This window comes from Amycolatopsis alkalitolerans (assembly GCF_006152065.1).
Lineage (GTDB): Bacteria > Actinomycetota > Actinomycetes > Mycobacteriales > Pseudonocardiaceae > Amycolatopsis_E > Amycolatopsis_E alkalitolerans.
In genome coordinates this window covers 118,022-131,773 of sequence record NZ_VDFW01000017.1, presented here as the reverse complement: position 1 = coordinate 131,773, position 13,752 = coordinate 118,022, and the positions used below count along the sequence as shown (strand labels likewise).

At 68.3% G+C, this 13,752-nt stretch carries 9 protein-coding genes and 4 pseudogenes; 3 read left to right on the top strand and 10 right to left on the bottom strand.

Going from position 1 to position 13,752, the window contains the following annotated elements:
* Positions 1 to 76: 76 nt before the first annotated feature.
* The 4 genes from FG385_RS20015 to FG385_RS20000 are packed head-to-tail and all read right to left on the bottom strand — an operon-like array spanning position 77 to position 3,841.
* Positions 77 to 832: a succinate dehydrogenase/fumarate reductase iron-sulfur subunit gene (locus FG385_RS20015; RefSeq protein WP_139098294.1), complete on the bottom strand. Its 756-nt coding sequence runs from the start codon at positions 830 to 832 to the stop codon at positions 77 to 79.
* Positions 829 to 2,727 (bottom strand): fumarate reductase/succinate dehydrogenase flavoprotein subunit, encoded by a 1,899-nt coding sequence (locus FG385_RS20010; protein ID WP_139098293.1) that lies wholly within the window; start codon positions 2,725 to 2,727, stop codon positions 829 to 831. The genes FG385_RS20015 and FG385_RS20010 overlap by 4 nt, the downstream gene beginning before the upstream one ends.
* A 14-nt stretch (positions 2,728 to 2,741) precedes the next feature.
* On the bottom strand, positions 2,742 to 3,566 hold the full coding sequence (locus FG385_RS20005; RefSeq protein ID WP_139098292.1) for a hypothetical protein: 825 nt from the start codon (positions 3,564 to 3,566) through the stop codon (positions 2,742 to 2,744).
* Positions 3,563 to 3,841 (bottom strand): hypothetical protein, encoded by a 279-nt coding sequence (locus tag FG385_RS20000; RefSeq protein WP_139098291.1) that lies wholly within the window; start codon positions 3,839 to 3,841, stop codon positions 3,563 to 3,565. Before FG385_RS20000 ends, FG385_RS20005 begins: the two co-directional genes overlap by 4 nt.
* Positions 3,842 to 4,069: 228 nt before the next feature.
* Here FG385_RS20000 and edd point away from each other — a divergent pair, with 228 nt between their 5' ends.
* The 3 genes from edd to FG385_RS19985 are packed head-to-tail and all read left to right on the top strand — an operon-like array spanning position 4,070 to position 8,083.
* Positions 4,070 to 5,929 (top strand): phosphogluconate dehydratase, encoded by a 1,860-nt coding sequence (gene edd / locus FG385_RS19995; protein ID WP_200834559.1) that lies wholly within the window; start codon positions 4,070 to 4,072, stop codon positions 5,927 to 5,929.
* 37 nt (positions 5,930 to 5,966) lie between these two features.
* Entirely contained in the window at positions 5,967 to 6,590 is a 624-nt protein-coding gene (gene eda / locus FG385_RS19990; RefSeq protein WP_139098290.1) for a bifunctional 4-hydroxy-2-oxoglutarate aldolase/2-dehydro-3-deoxy-phosphogluconate aldolase, read from the top strand.
* Between the two features lie 50 nt (positions 6,591 to 6,640).
* On the top strand, positions 6,641 to 8,083 hold the full coding sequence (locus tag FG385_RS19985; RefSeq protein ID WP_139098289.1) for a lipase maturation factor family protein: 1,443 nt from the start codon (positions 6,641 to 6,643) through the stop codon (positions 8,081 to 8,083).
* Positions 8,084 to 8,563: 480 nt separating this feature from the next.
* Here the strand turns inward: FG385_RS19985 and FG385_RS19975 are convergent.
* The 6 genes and pseudogenes from FG385_RS19975 to FG385_RS19960 all read right to left on the bottom strand — a co-directional run bounded on the left by FG385_RS19975 (position 8,564) and on the right by FG385_RS19960 (position 13,660).
* Positions 8,564 to 9,099, bottom strand: a pseudogene (locus tag FG385_RS19975) (regulatory protein RecX).
* 129 nt (positions 9,100 to 9,228) lie between these two features.
* Positions 9,229 to 9,753: pseudogene (locus FG385_RS35450) on the bottom strand (intein-containing recombinase RecA); the annotation flags it as partial.
* Between the two features lie 141 nt (positions 9,754 to 9,894).
* A pseudogene (locus FG385_RS35445) lies at positions 9,895 to 10,755 on the bottom strand (intein-containing recombinase RecA); the annotation flags it as partial.
* Positions 10,747 to 11,364: pseudogene (gene recA / locus FG385_RS35440) on the bottom strand (recombinase RecA); the annotation flags it as partial. The pseudogenes recA and FG385_RS35445, both read right to left, overlap by 9 nt.
* A 197-nt stretch (positions 11,365 to 11,561) precedes the next feature.
* Positions 11,562 to 11,756, bottom strand: a complete 195-nt coding sequence (locus tag FG385_RS19965) for a DUF3046 domain-containing protein (protein ID WP_139098287.1) — start codon at positions 11,754 to 11,756, stop codon at positions 11,562 to 11,564.
* Positions 11,757 to 11,878: 122 nt separating this feature from the next.
* Positions 11,879 to 13,660 (bottom strand): Hsp70 family protein, encoded by a 1,782-nt coding sequence (locus tag FG385_RS19960; protein ID WP_139098286.1) that lies wholly within the window; start codon positions 13,658 to 13,660, stop codon positions 11,879 to 11,881.
* Positions 13,661 to 13,752: the final 92 nt, after the last annotated feature.

The following is a 13,752-nucleotide window of genomic DNA, read 5'->3' as shown; positions in this document are numbered from 1 at the left end:
GCCGTACATCGTCGTGCCGAGCCTGGACCGGCTGGCTCCGGCGTCGAATCGACCGCTCGCCACCAGCCGGTCCGGCTCACTTCTTGCCGCGCCGGAACAGGTTCGTGCCCAGCCAGACGAGCGGGTCGTACTTGCGGTCGGCCACGCGCTCCTTCATCGGGATCAGCGCGTTGTCGGTGATGTGGATGTGCTCCGGGCAGACCTCGGTGCAGCATTTGGTGATGTTGCAGAACCCGAGCCCGTGCTCGGCCTGCGCGGCCTCGCGGCGGTCGGCGACGTCCAGCGGGTGCATCTCCAGTTCGGCGATGCGCATCAGGTACCGCGGCCCGGCGAACTGCTCCTTGTTGTCCTCGTGATCACGCACCACGTGACAGGTGTTCTGGCACAGATAGCACTCGATGCACTTGCGGAACTCCTGCGAGCGCTCGACGTCGACCTGCTGCATCCGGTACTCGCCGGGCTCGAGCTCGGGCGGGGGCGCGAACGAGGGGATCTCGCGGGCCTTGGTGTAGTTGAACGACACGTCGGTGACCAGATCGCGGATCACCGGGAACGTGCGCATCGGCGTCACCGTGATGACCTCGTCCTCGCCGAACACCGACATCCGGGTCATGCACATCAGCCGCGGCCGCCCGTTGACCTCCGCCGAGCAGGATCCGCATTTGCCCGCCTTGCAGTTCCACCGCACCGCCAGATCCGACGCCTGGGTGGCCTGCAGGCGGTGGATGATGTCGAGCACGACCTCGCCTTCGTTGACCTCGACCGTGAAGTCCCGCAGCTCGCCACCTTCGACGTCGCCTCGCCAGACCCGGAAGTTCGCCTTGTAGGTCATGCCGTCCTCCCCGGGTGGCCGGCCAGCTCGTCCTCGGTGTAGTACTTCTCCAGCTCGCCGAATTCGAACAGCTCGAGCAGCTCCGGGCGCATCGGCTGCTGGTCCTCCGGCTTGACCTCCACACCGTCCGCCGACGTCGAGCACACCAGGAGTTTCTTGCGCCAGTGGGAATCCATCATCGGATGGTCGTCCCGGGTGTGCCCGCCGCGGCTCTCCGTGCGCATCAGCGCCGCGCGCGCGACGCATTCGCTGACCAGCAGCATGTTCCGCAGATCGATGGCGAGGTGCCAGCCGGGGTTGAACTGCCGGTGCCCCTCGACCACGAGGTTGCCGATGCGCGACTTGAGCTCGTCGAGCTTCACCAGCGCCTGCTCGATCTCGCCGGCCTTGCGGATGATGCCGACCAGATCGTTCATGGTCTGCTGCAGCTCGCTGTGCAGGGTGTACGGGTTCTCCTGGACGCCCTGTTCCGGCGGGTCGAACGGCGACAGCGCGCCGCGCGCGGCGGCATCCACATCGGACTGCGACACCTGCGGGCGCTTCTCCAGCGATTCCACATAGGACGCCGCGCCGAGGCCCGCGCGGCGGCCGAACACCAGCAGGTCGGACAGCGAGTTGCCGCCCAGCCGGTTCGAACCGTGCATACCGCCGGAGCACTCCCCGGCCGCGAACAGGCCCGGCACCCTGGACGAGGCCGTGTCCGGGTCGACCTCGATCCCGCCCATCACGTAGTGGCAGGTGGGCCCGACCTCCATCGGCTCGGCCGTGATGTCCACATCGGCCAGTTCCTTGAACTGGTGGTACATCGACGGGAGCCGCTTCGTGATCTCCTCGGCCGTCAGGCGGCTCGCGATGTCGAGGTACACCCCGCCGTGCGGCGAACCGCGCCCTGCCTTGACCTCGCTGTTGATCGCGCGGGCCACCTCGTCGCGCGGCAGCAGGTCGGGCGTGCGGCGGTTGCTCTCCTGGTCGGTGTACCAGCGGTCGGCCTCGTCCTCGCTTTCGGCGTACTGGCCCTTGAACACGTCGGGCACGTATTCGAACATGAACCGCTTGCCCTCGGAGTTCTTGAGCACCCCGCCGTCGCCGCGCACGCCCTCGGTGACCAGGATGCCCTTGACGCTCGGCGGCCAGACCATCCCGGTCGGGTGGAACTGCACGAACTCCATGTTGATCAGCGTCGCGCCGGCGCGCAGTGCGAGCGCGTGCCCGTCACCGGTGTACTCCCAGGAGTTCGACGTGACCTTGAAGGATTTGCCGATCCCGCCGGTCGCGAGCACCACCGCCGGCGCCTGGAACAGGATGAACCGGCCGGTCTCGCGCCAGTACGCGAACGCGCCCGCGATCCGGCCGCCCTCGGTGAGCAGCTCGGTGACCGTGCACTCGGCGAAGACCTTGATCTTCGCCTCGTAGTCCCCGTACTGCTCCTTGTCCTCCTGCTGCAGGGAAACGATCTTCTGCTGCATCGTGCGGATGAGCTCGAGCCCGGTCCGGTCGCCGACGTGCGCCAGCCGCGGGTACGTGTGCCCGCCGAAGTTGCGCTGGCTGATCCGGCCGTCCGGGGTGCGGTCGAACAGCGCGCCGTAGGTCTCCAGCTCCCACACGCGGTCCGGCGCCTCCTTGGCGTGCAGCTCGGCCATCCGCCAGTTGTTGAGGAACTTCCCGCCGCGCATGGTGTCGCGGTAGTGCACCTGCCAGTTGTCGTTGGAGTTCACGTTGCCCATCGACGCCGCGCAGCCGCCTTCGGCCATCACCGTATGCGCCTTGCCGAACAACGACTTGCACACCACCGCGACGGACAGCCCGCGCTGGCGGGCCTCGATGACGGCCCGCAGACCGGCGCCCCCGGCGCCGATCACCACCACGTCGTAGTCGAGCCGCTCGACCTCTGTCATTCAGTTGCCACCTCTTAGTTCACGAAACGGGGATCGGCGATCGCACCGCTGGAAACCAGCATCACGTACAGATCCGTCAGGACAAGAGTGCCGAGTGTGATCCAGGCCAGCAACATATGCCGGTTGTTGAGCTTGGTGACCTGGGTCCACATCCAGTACCGCACCGGATGCCGGGAGAAATGTTTGAGCCGCCCGCCGGTGATATGCCGGCAGGAATGGCAGGAAATCGTGTACGCCCACAGCATCACGACGTTCCCCACGATGATGATGTTGCCCAGCCCGAAGCCGAACCCGCCGGTGCTGCCGTGGAAGGACACGACCGCGTCGTAGGTGTTGAGCACGGACACGATCGCCGCCACGTAGAAGAAGTAGCGGTGCACGTTCTGCACGATCAGCGGCAGCCGCGTTTCCCCGGTGTATTTCCCGTGCGGTTCGGCGACGGCACAGGCGGGCGGGGAAAGCCAGACCGACCGGTAATAGGCCTTCCGGTAGTAGTAGCAGGTCAACCGGAAACCGAGCAGGAACGGCAGGACGAGCACGCCCAGCGGGAGCCAGGCGGGGAATTCGCCGAACCAGTGCCCGAGATGGCTCGACCCGGGCACGCACGACGTGGACACGCACGGCGAATAGAATGGCGTCAGGTAGTGATATTCGGGGACCCAGTAGGCGGTGCGCACGAAGGCCCGGACGGTCGCGTAGATGACGAAGGTCGCCAGGCCCAGCGTGGTGAGCAGGGGCGGGACCCACCAGCGGTCGGTACGCAGCGTGCGTTCGGCGATACGAGCCCTGCGCGGGGCTCCGACACCGGCCCTGACCGCATTGTCAGCGGGTGCGCTCAACGGTGGTAGCCCCCAATGCCTTCGTCGTCGGCCCCATGCCAGAGAGCCGGGTCGTAGGGACCCTCGGGGATCTTGACCACGTCGGCCGGGTCGAGGGGTTTCGGCTGCGGCGGGATCGGGGCCTCGAGGTCGCACGCGTCGATGTCGAGCCGTTCGACGTCGTTGATCAGCCGGCGTACCGGCGCGGCGTCACCGTAGCGCGACCGCAGCGCGCCCATGCACTGTCGCAGCTGCCCGATCGTCCGGCGTAACTCCGCGAGTTCGGTGGTGGACATCGCATACCTCCGAGTCAGTCCGGCGGCTGAGCCGTCGCTGCCGACTCTGCCGCTCCGTGTGCAATGTGACAAGTAGCACACGGTCACAACTCGTGGTGATCGGTGTCACCTTGAACGATCTTCTTAATCGATTTTGATCCAGCACCGCTCCGCGGCTAGTGTGTGAAGCGCCACGACCGAACGACGCCAGCGCCGCCGTCGAACACCACCCGAGCCGAGGCGGTAGCCGTGTCACCAGTCCCCATCCACCCCGTCATCGAAGAGGTCACCCGGCGTATCGCCGAACGCAGCGCCACCGCCCGTCGCGCGTACCTGGAGCGCGTCGCGGCCGCCCGGTCCGAAGGCCCGGTGCGCGCGGGCCTGGCCTGCAGCAACCTCGCCCACGGCTTCGCGGCCTGTGGCGGCAGTGACCGGCTCGCGATCCGTGGGCTGCGCGAGCCCGGGGTCGCGATCGTGTCGGCGTACAACGATCTGCTTTCGGCCCATCAGCCGCTGCACGAATACCCGGAGTGGATCAAGGACGCCGCTCGCTCGGCGGGCGGCGTGGCGCGGTTCGCCGGTGGTGTGCCCGCGATGTGCGACGGCATCACGCAGGGTCGCGCCGGGATGGAGCTGTCGCTGTTCAGCCGCGAGGTGATCGCGATGGCCACCGGGATCGCGCTCTCGCACGAGATGTTCGACGGCGCGCTGCTGCTCGGCGTCTGCGACAAGATCGTGCCGGGCCTGCTGATCGGCGCGCTCGCGTTCGGGCATCTCCCGGCGATCCTGGTGCCCGCCGGCCCGATGGCCTCCGGCCTGCCGAACAAGGACAAGGCGCGGGTGCGGCAACTGTTCGCCGAGGGCCGCGCAACCCGCGAGGACCTGCTGGAAGCGGAATCGGCGTCGTATCACTCCGCCGGGACGTGCACGTTCTATGGCACCGCAAACTCGAACCAACTGGTCGTCGAGGTGATGGGGCTGCACCTGCCGGGCGCGAGCTTCGTGCCGCCGGGCACGCCGCTCCGGCGCGCGCTGACCGAGGAGGCGGGGCGGCGCGTCGTGACGCTGGCGCGCGAGGAGTACACGCCGCTCGCCGAGGTCGTCAGCGAGCGGTCGGTGGTCAACGGCGTGGTTTCGTTGCTGGCCACCGGCGGGTCGACCAACCACACGATGCACCTCGTCGCGATCGCGGCGGCCGCCGGGATCGAGCTGACCTGGGACGATTTCGCGGACCTGTCGTCGGTGGCGCCGCTGCTGGCGAACGTGTACCCGAACGGCAGCGCGGACATCAACCACTTCCACGCGGCCGGCGGGGTGCAGTTCCTGATCGGCACGCTCCTGGACGCTGGGCTGCTGCACGAGGACGTCCGTACGGTCGCCGGCGACGGGCTGCACCGCTACCGGTCGGAGCCAGTGCTGATCGACGGTTCGCTGACGTGGCGCGAGGTTCCGGCACGCAGCTTGGATCTGGACGTGCTGCGCCCGGCGTCGGATCCGTTCGCCGAGGACGGCGGGCTGCGGATGCTCAACGGGAACCTGGGCCGGGCCGTGATCAAGGTGTCGGCGGTGGCGCCGGAGCATCACGTGGTCCGGGCACCCGCGCGGGTCTTTTCGTCGCAGCAAGCGTTCACCGAAGCGTTCCGCGCCGGCGAACTCGACCGTGACGTCGCGGTGGTGATCCGCAACCAGGGCCCGCAGGCGAACGGGATGCCGGAGCTGCACGGGCTGACCCCGGCGCTCGGAGCGCTGATGGACCGCGGGTATCGCGTCGCGCTGATCACCGACGGGCGGATGTCGGGGGCGTCGGGCAAGATCCCGTCGGCGATCCAGCTCACCCCCGAGGCCGCGGCGGGCGGCCCGCTGTCCCGCATCGAGGACGGCGACGAGATCGTGCTGGACGCCGACGCCGGTCGGCTGGAAGTCCTGGTCGACGCGGAAGAGCTCGCGTCGCGCCCGCTGCGCGATTCGGCACCGGACGGGGCTTCGTGGATCGGCACCGGTCGCGAACTGTTCACCGCGCTGCGGCGTGCGGTGGGGCCCGCGGACCAGGGCGCGAGCGTGTTCGGCCCGATGACGCCCGGTCATTTCGGCGCCCCGGCCCGCGTGTGATGGGATGGCGGAACCGTCGAGCTCGAGGAGGACGCTGGTGAGCAACGGACAGGAGCTGCTCGAACTGTCGCCCGTCGTGCCGGTCGTCGTCGTGGACGACGCGGCCGACGCGGCGCCGGTCGCGCGAGCGCTGCTGGCGGGCGGGATCCGGGTGATCGAGCTGACGCTGCGCACGCCGGCCGCACTCGAGGCGATCGAACAGGTGGCGTCCGCGGTACCGGGGATCGTCATCGGCGCGGGCACAGTCACCACGCCTGAGCAGGCCAAGCAAGCCACCGACGCGGGCGCGAAGTTCCTCGTGACGCCGGGCTGCACAGACCGCCTGCTGGAGGCCGTATCCGGTACGGGGCTGCCGTTCCTGCCGGGCGCGGGCACGGTCTCGGAGGCGATGCGGCTGGCCGAGCAGGGGCTCACCGCGATGAAGTTCTTCCCGGCCGAGCCCAGTGGCGGGGTCGCGTTCCTGAAGGCGATCGCCGGCCCGTTGCCGCGGCTGCGGTTCTGCCCGACCGGCGGGATCACGGTCGGCAGTGCGCCGTCGTACCTGGCGCTGCCCACGGTGGGATGCGTGGGCGGTTCGTGGCTGACCCCGAAGGATGCCTTGGCCGCCAAGGACTTCGACCGGATCACGGCCCTGGCGAAGGAAGCGGCCGCGCTTGGCTGAGTTCGCGTAGCGGCCAGCGGGCCGGCCGCGGCCGCAGTAGCCTGACCGCCGTGGGATGGGACTGGTTCACCGACCCTGACTACTGGGCGTCCAGGCTCGCGTTCCAGCGGATGCTCGCCGCGATCTACCTGATCGCGTTCCTGGTGGCGCTCAACCAGTTCCGCGCGCTCATCGGAACGCGCGGCCTGCTGCCCGTGCCACAACTCGTGGCGCGCGTGCCTTTCCGCCTGGCGCCGAGCGTCTTCCACTTCCATTACTCGGACCGGTTCTTCGCGGCGGTCGCGTGGACCGGTGCGCTGGTCACGGCGGCGCTGGTGTTCGGGGTGGCCGATTCGGCGCCGGTATGGGTTTCGCTCGTGGTGTGGGCGGTGCCGTGGGTGCTGTACCAGTCGATGGTGAACGTCGGGCGGATCTGGTACTCGTTCGGCTGGGAATCGTTGCTGCTGGAGGCCGGGTTCCTCGCGATCTTCCTTGGCCCGGCGGGGATGGCGCCGCCGGTGCCCGTGCTGTGGTTGCTGCTGTGGCTGCTGTTCCGGGTGGAGTTCGGTGCCGGCATGATCAAGATGCGCGGCGACCGGTGCTGGCGTGATCTGACCTGTTTGTATTACCACCACGAGACGCAGCCGATGCCCGGGCCGTTGAGCTGGTACTTCCACCATCTGCCGAAACCGCTGCACAAGCTCGAAGCGCTGGCGAGCCATTTCACGCAACTGGTCGTTCCGTTCGCGCTGTTCGCTCCGCAGCCGGCGAGCGGGATCGCCGCCGCCGTCATGATCGTGACACAGCTCTGGCTGGTGGCGAGCGGGAACTTCTCGTGGCTGAACGTGCTGACCATCACGATCGCGGTGTCTGCTTTGGACAGTAAGCTGCTGCCGTTCTCCCCGCCGCCGCTGGCGGAACCGCCGCTGTGGTATCGCGTCGTGGTGCTCGCCGTGACCGCCCTGGTGCTGGGGTTGAGCTATCGCCCGGCACGGAACCTGGTTTCACGCGGGCAGATCATGAACTTCAGCTTCGACCGGTTGCATCTGGTCAACACGTACGGCGCGTTCGGCAGTATCAGCACGGTCCGGCACGAGCTTGTCTTCGAAGGCACCGATGAGCCGGACCTGACGCCCGCCACGGTGTGGCGCGAGTACGAGTTCAAAGGCAAACCCGGCGATCCCCGGCGACGGCCACGGCAGGTGGCGCCCTATCACCTGCGGCTGGACTGGATGCTGTGGTTCGTCCCCCTTTCGTTCCGGTACGGCGAATCCTGGCTGGAGCGACTTGCGGGCAAGCTCCTGGTGGCCGACCGCGCCATGCTGAAACTGCTCCGGCACGACCCGTTCCGCGGTGAGCGCCCGACCTTCGTGCGAGCGCGGCTGTTCCGGTACCGCTTCACCACACCGGCCGAGCGCCGCGAAACGGGCGACTGGTGGGTTCGGCGGCCCCTCGAATCGGCGCTGGACCCGAGACGGCTCAACGCCGAAGGAGTCCCGGTCGCGGCGGAGTAACCCTGGCGGGGGCTGCTCGAAGGTGAGCGCCGGAGGTTGCCGAGGAGATCGGGCTGGCTCTGTCGCTTCCTCCCACGTCCCTGATCGGAGTCGATTATGTCTTCGGGCCCGACGTGCTGGTCGAGATCGAGGCCACCACCATCGTCGGCTGACCTCCTGGCTCCGGCCCAGCCCCAGCCGCGCCGCAGGCGGGTCATAGTTGACTCGGCTCCCGGCCGCGGGTGGGCCGGGCTTGGCTCAGCCCCCGACCGCGGGCGGCGGGGATTGACTCACCCCTAGCCGCAGGCGAGTCACCGGTTGACCCAGCCAGAACCACGAGCGCGCCGGGCTTGACTCAGTCCCAACCGCGGGTGGGTCGGGCTTGACTCAGCCCCCGACCGCAAGCGCACCGAGGTTGGCTCACCCGTCTCCGCAGGCGAGTCGCCGGTTGACTCAGCCTAACCGCAGACGCACCGGGCCCTGCCGCGGCATGAGCGGATGTCAGTCGAGGACGGCATCGTCGAGCGAGGTGGAACCGGCCCGGCGTTCTTCAGTTCTTCGCGGACTACCGCGTAGGAAAGGCCTTGCGGGTACCCCTTACGAGCCAAAGTGCCGAGCAGGCGGCGGATGGCGGTCTGCTCGTCGACGGTGGTCATCGACCGGAGTCGCTTGCGGACCAGTTCGCGGGCGCGCTGCTCCTCCGACTCGCGGTCGATCTCCCCCGCGGCCTGGACGGCGATATCTCCGTCCACACCTTTGCGTTTCAGCTCCGCGACCAGCGCCTTGCGCGCCAGGCCCTGGTAGGCATGCCGCGACCGAACCCACTGCTCGGCGAATGCGGCGTCGTCCACCAGCCCGGAGCTGTCCAGTTTGCCCAGCAGGCGCTCGCCGAGTTCATCGTCGAAACCCTTGCGCCGCAACGCCTGCCGGAGCTCGTCCTTGGTCCGGGCACGAACGGCGAGGAGGCCGAAGCAGGCCTCCTTCGCCTTCTTCCATGCCTCATCGGGCGGTAACTCGGCCGGATCGACCTTCGGCATGGTCCTCCTCGACCCCGCTCCCCGACGCGTATGTCGGACTCATCGTCCCGAACATCGAACTCGGCGCCGCGAACGTCGAACTCATCGTCCCCAACGTCGAACTCGGCGCCGCGAACGTAGATCTCGCGCTTAGAACTCGACGGGCGCCGGGGCAGCCTCCTCGGCGTCGACCTGGGCGCCGATGCCGAGCTTCTCCTTGATCCGCTTCTCGATCTCGTTCGCGATGTCGGGGTTGTCGCGCAGGAACCTTCGCGCGTTCTCCTTGCCCTGCCCCAATTGGTCGCCCTCGTAGGTGTACCAGGCGCCGGACTTGCGCACGATTCCCTGGTCTACACCCATGTCGATGAGCGAGCCCTCGCGGGAGACGCCCTGGCCGTAGAGGATGTCGAACTCGGCCTGCTTGAACGGCGGGGCGACCTTGTTCTTCACGACCTTGACACGCGTGCGGTTACCGACCGCCTCGCCACTGTCCTTCAACGTCTCGATCCGGCGCACGTCGAGCCGCACGGAGGCGTAGAACTTCAGCGCCTTACCACCGGTGGTCGTCTCCGGGCTGTTGTGCACCATGACGCCATCGACGAAGTAATTGTGGTTGCCCTCGACCTCGATATCGAACCTGTTCATCGACCGGGTCTTCGGCTTGACGTGGACATCCAGAATCCGTGCGGGCACCGGGCGCATCTTGGGTTCGACGAACTCGGGCTTCACCTTGAACTGCCCTTGGAAGCGCGGCAACAGCTTGTACTCCATCGAAGGATGCACGTACGGCGCGATCAACTGTTGGAACCGCGCCGTCCCGGCGGTGGAGAACTGGAGAACGGCCACTCCACGAGCGCCCCGCGACGTGAGCTTCACATCGAGATCATGGGTGTCGCGCAGGTAGGACACCAGACGCTCGCGAGTGTCCGCTCCCATGGCTTCCACACAGATCTCGATCCGGCCACTTCCCCCGGCCGTACGCTGCTGCACTCCCTTGGAGCGCACGGTGAAGCAGCCGTCGTCCATGTACCAGATGGCCAGCGCGAGCGGGGTCAGCGCCTTCAAGTAGTCCCAGGACAGGTGTTTCTTACCGTCTCCGAAGTAGACGGCTCGCCGCAGTTCGTGCAGCTCCGGCAAGGGGGTGAAGTCAGCGAACACCGCTTCCTTGGCATTGGCGGTGCGAGCGCAGGGGATGTTCCCCAGCAACGAAACCTTCCAATCCAGGTAGCCCGCCTGCGCCGCGCCGTGCCCCATCCGGAACCGGACTCCAGCCCGATCACGACGGTTGGCCGAAATATTCCCGTCTCCCATGAGGGAACCGAACACGACCTGCCACTGCTGGTCGGAGAGAAGCTCTTTCTCAGCAGCCATGACGCGATCGCCGGCAGTAAGTTCACCCGCATGGCGCCAGCCGCCCGGCGTGCGGATCAGGTGGTTCTCGGTGGCGGCGAACTGAGCCCGGCCGTTCCCACCTGACTTCTCCACAGTGAACTGCAAGAACTCCTCGGCCGGTCCGTTGTTGAACCAGTTGACCACCTTGCGCGGTACGACCCGGTCGGTCACCGGATCATAGGAGAGAACTTCGACATCCATCTTCTGATTGACGATCTTGCCGATCTTCTCCTGAGTACCATCAGCAAGTGTCACTCGGGTGGCATAGTTGAAACACCCGAACATGACGCCGACCTTCTCACGCAGCTGGTTGATGAAGATCGCGGTGGTGCCGGAGTTCGACAGCGCACCGGTGATCTTCCGCAGCGCCTGGCTCATCAGGCGGGCCTGCAGACCGACATGCGAGTCACCCATTTCACCTTCGATCTCGGCGCGGGGCACCAGCGCGGCCACCGAGTCGATGACCAGGACGTCCAGCGCACCGGAGCGGATCAGCATGTCCGCGATCTCCAGCGCCTGCTCACCGGTATCGGGCTGGGAGACCAGCAGCGCGTCGGTGTCCACCCCGAGCGCCTTGGCGTACTCCGGGTCGAGCGCGTGCTCCGCGTCGATGAACGCGGCGATCCCGCCTGCCTTCTGCGCGTTGGCCACGGCGTGCAGGGCCATCGTGCTCTTACCGGAGGACTCCGGGCCGTAGATCTCGACGACCCGGCCGCGGGGCAGGCCCCCGATGCCGAGCGCGATGTCCAGCGCGATGGCTCCGGTGGGGATCACCTCGATCGGTGCGCGTCCCTCCTCACCGAGGCGCATCACCGATCCCTTGCCGTACTGCTTGTCGATCTGGGCGAGCGCGAGCTCGAGTGCCTTGTCCTTGTCGGGGGCTGCGGGAGCCATTGATTCCACCTCGTCGGTCGGAAGCCTGTGGGGCTTGTCTCGGGTTTTGAGCTGTTGGGCCCGACACTACGGGCGAGGGCCGACAATTCCTGATCGCGCCGGGCGATCTGTGGACAGCTGACCCCGATGTGGACAACACATTAGACGAACACGTGTTCGACGCAAGGAGCGACACACCTTCGAGGAGACTTTTCCGTTCAGCGGCGCTCGGCGGGCACGTCGAAGGCCAGGCACACCTCGCGCCAGATCTCCTTCGCCGGGACGCCCTGGGCCAGCGCCTGCTCGACCGTCCGCCCGCCGAGCCCGCTGAACACGTGGTCCTTCGCCAGGACGTCGGCCCGGCCCGGCCCGAACTCTTCCGCCATCAACCTTCGGAACACTGTGATGCGCATCGACGACAAGCCTACTGTGAAGGGGTGAGCAGCCAGACCGCGCTGACCGTGGCCTCGATCGCCGTACTCGTGGCGGCGCTCGTAGTCGCCCTGCGCGCACTGTGGAACATGCGCAACCGCCGCTAGGTCCCTGGCTGGACCGTCTGTTCGAAGTAGTCGGCGAGCTGGGACGCGCTCGAGGCGGTCTGCCCGCTGCCCGCCTTCTGGTAGATCACCCCGGCGAGCGGCCGGTCCGCGACCGTGAACACCAGCACCGCCGAGACCCGGCCTCCGGCCGAGGAGTAGCCGCCGGTCAGCCCGTTGCCCTTCCACGGTGCCCGCACCTGGTCCCCGCCCACCGAGGCGAGCAGCCGGTCGGTGTACTCCTTCAGCGCGGCCGCGTCCGTCGCGTGCACGTAGGTGATCTGTGCCCCGGCCAGCGCGGGCGCCGAGCAGGTGGTGAGCACGCCGAGGTTCTCCCCCGACGGCGGAGCGATGTCGCCGCTGCCCGCACCGGGGACGCACTGCGAGGTGTCGGCGATCTTCCCGGCCAGTTGTCGCAAGCACCCGGTGAAGCCCTTCGCGTCGACCTGGCCCGGTTGCGCGCACTGCCCGGCGCTGAACGTCGTCGCCGCACTCGACGGCCACAGCAGGTACGTCAGCCCGGCGGCAAGCAGCACCACCACCGCTGCGGCGCCGATGATGATCGGTTTCTTCCTGCCGCGCTTGGGTTGCGGGGCCGCGGGATAGCTGGGGAAGTTCGCCGGGAACTGGAACTGCGCCGGCGGCGGCGTGAACCGCGGTGGCACGGTGGCCGCGACCTGGCCTTCCACGTTCTGGGTGCGCATGCTGATACCGTCGCCGGTCACGTGATGCGCGCCGAGCGCGACCGCGGTCTCCGGCTGGTCCAGGCTCGAGGGCACCACGCCGAGCTTCTCCGAGATCATCGACCCGACCAGCGGCAGGCGGCTCGACCCGCCGACAAGGTAGATACCGACCAGCCGGTCCGGGGTCAGCCCGGCCGCGGCGACGGTCCGCGCCAGCAGTTCGACGCTTCGCAGCATCGCCGGGCGTACGAGCGCTTCGAGTTCGCCACGCGTGACGAGGACGTCCGCGAACGGCTCGGGCATCGGAACCTCGGTCTGCGGAAGCCGCGACAACGCCTCCTTCGCCGCCTTCACGTCCTCCTGCAGCGCACGCCGCGTACGCCGGTCCGCGGTGGACTCCGGGCGGAGCACGCGCTGCCACCGCTGGGGGTCGCGATGCGAGACCTCGCGGCCGACGTGCACCATCAGCGCCTGGTCCACATCGAGGCCGCCGAGATCGGGCAGACCGTCCTCGGCCAGGACGGTGAACCCGTTCTGGGTGGCGCCGACCACGGCCACGTCGAACGTGCCGGCGCCCAGGTCGTAGACGGCGAGCGACTGTCCCGGCGCGAGCGCGCGGCCGGGGAAGGACGCGAAGTGCGCCGCCGCCGCGACCGGTTCGGGCACGAGATGGACCGGGCCGCGGAACCCGGCCAGCCTCGCCGCGGTGAGCAGGACGTTGCGGCGGAGCGGACCCCACTCGGCGGGATGGGTCAGCCGTAGCTCGTCGGGCTGCTCGCCGCCGAGTTGGCGCGTCGTTTCCTCCAGCACCCGGCGCAGCACGGCGGCCAGCGTCTCGTTCACCGGGACCACGTCCTGGCCCAGCAACAGCGTCTGCTCGTCGACACGGCGCTTCGGATTGGGCTCGAACCGGGTCGGATCGAGGCGGGCACGCCGCTCGGCGTCACGGCCGACCAGCAGCGTGCCGTCCTCGGCGGCGAACACCGCGGACGGCATGGTCGCGGCGCCGTCCACCTCGACCACGCGCGGCGGCCTGCCGTGTGCCGACAGGACGGCGACGGTGTTGGACGTACCGAGATCCACGGACAGGATCCGCACGGCTCTCCCCTCACGATCTCCCAGGTCGGACGTGATGTTGCCATGCTCGCGCGCACCGCGCGTGCGACTGTGCTGATCTTTCCTGACCCGAC

Coding starts and splice junctions, on each gene's coding strand:
- FG385_RS20015 (WP_139098294.1), bottom strand. CDS start 832: ATGACCTACAAGGCGAACTTCCGGGTCTGGCGAGGCGACGTCGAAGGT.
- FG385_RS20010 (WP_139098293.1), bottom strand. CDS start 2,727: ATGACAGAGGTCGAGCGGCTCGACTACGACGTGGTGGTGATCGGCGCC.
- FG385_RS20000 (WP_139098291.1), bottom strand. CDS start 3,841: ATGTCCACCACCGAACTCGCGGAGTTACGCCGGACGATCGGGCAGCTG.
- FG385_RS19965 (WP_139098287.1), bottom strand. CDS start 11,756: ATGCGCATCACAGTGTTCCGAAGGTTGATGGCGGAAGAGTTCGGGCCG.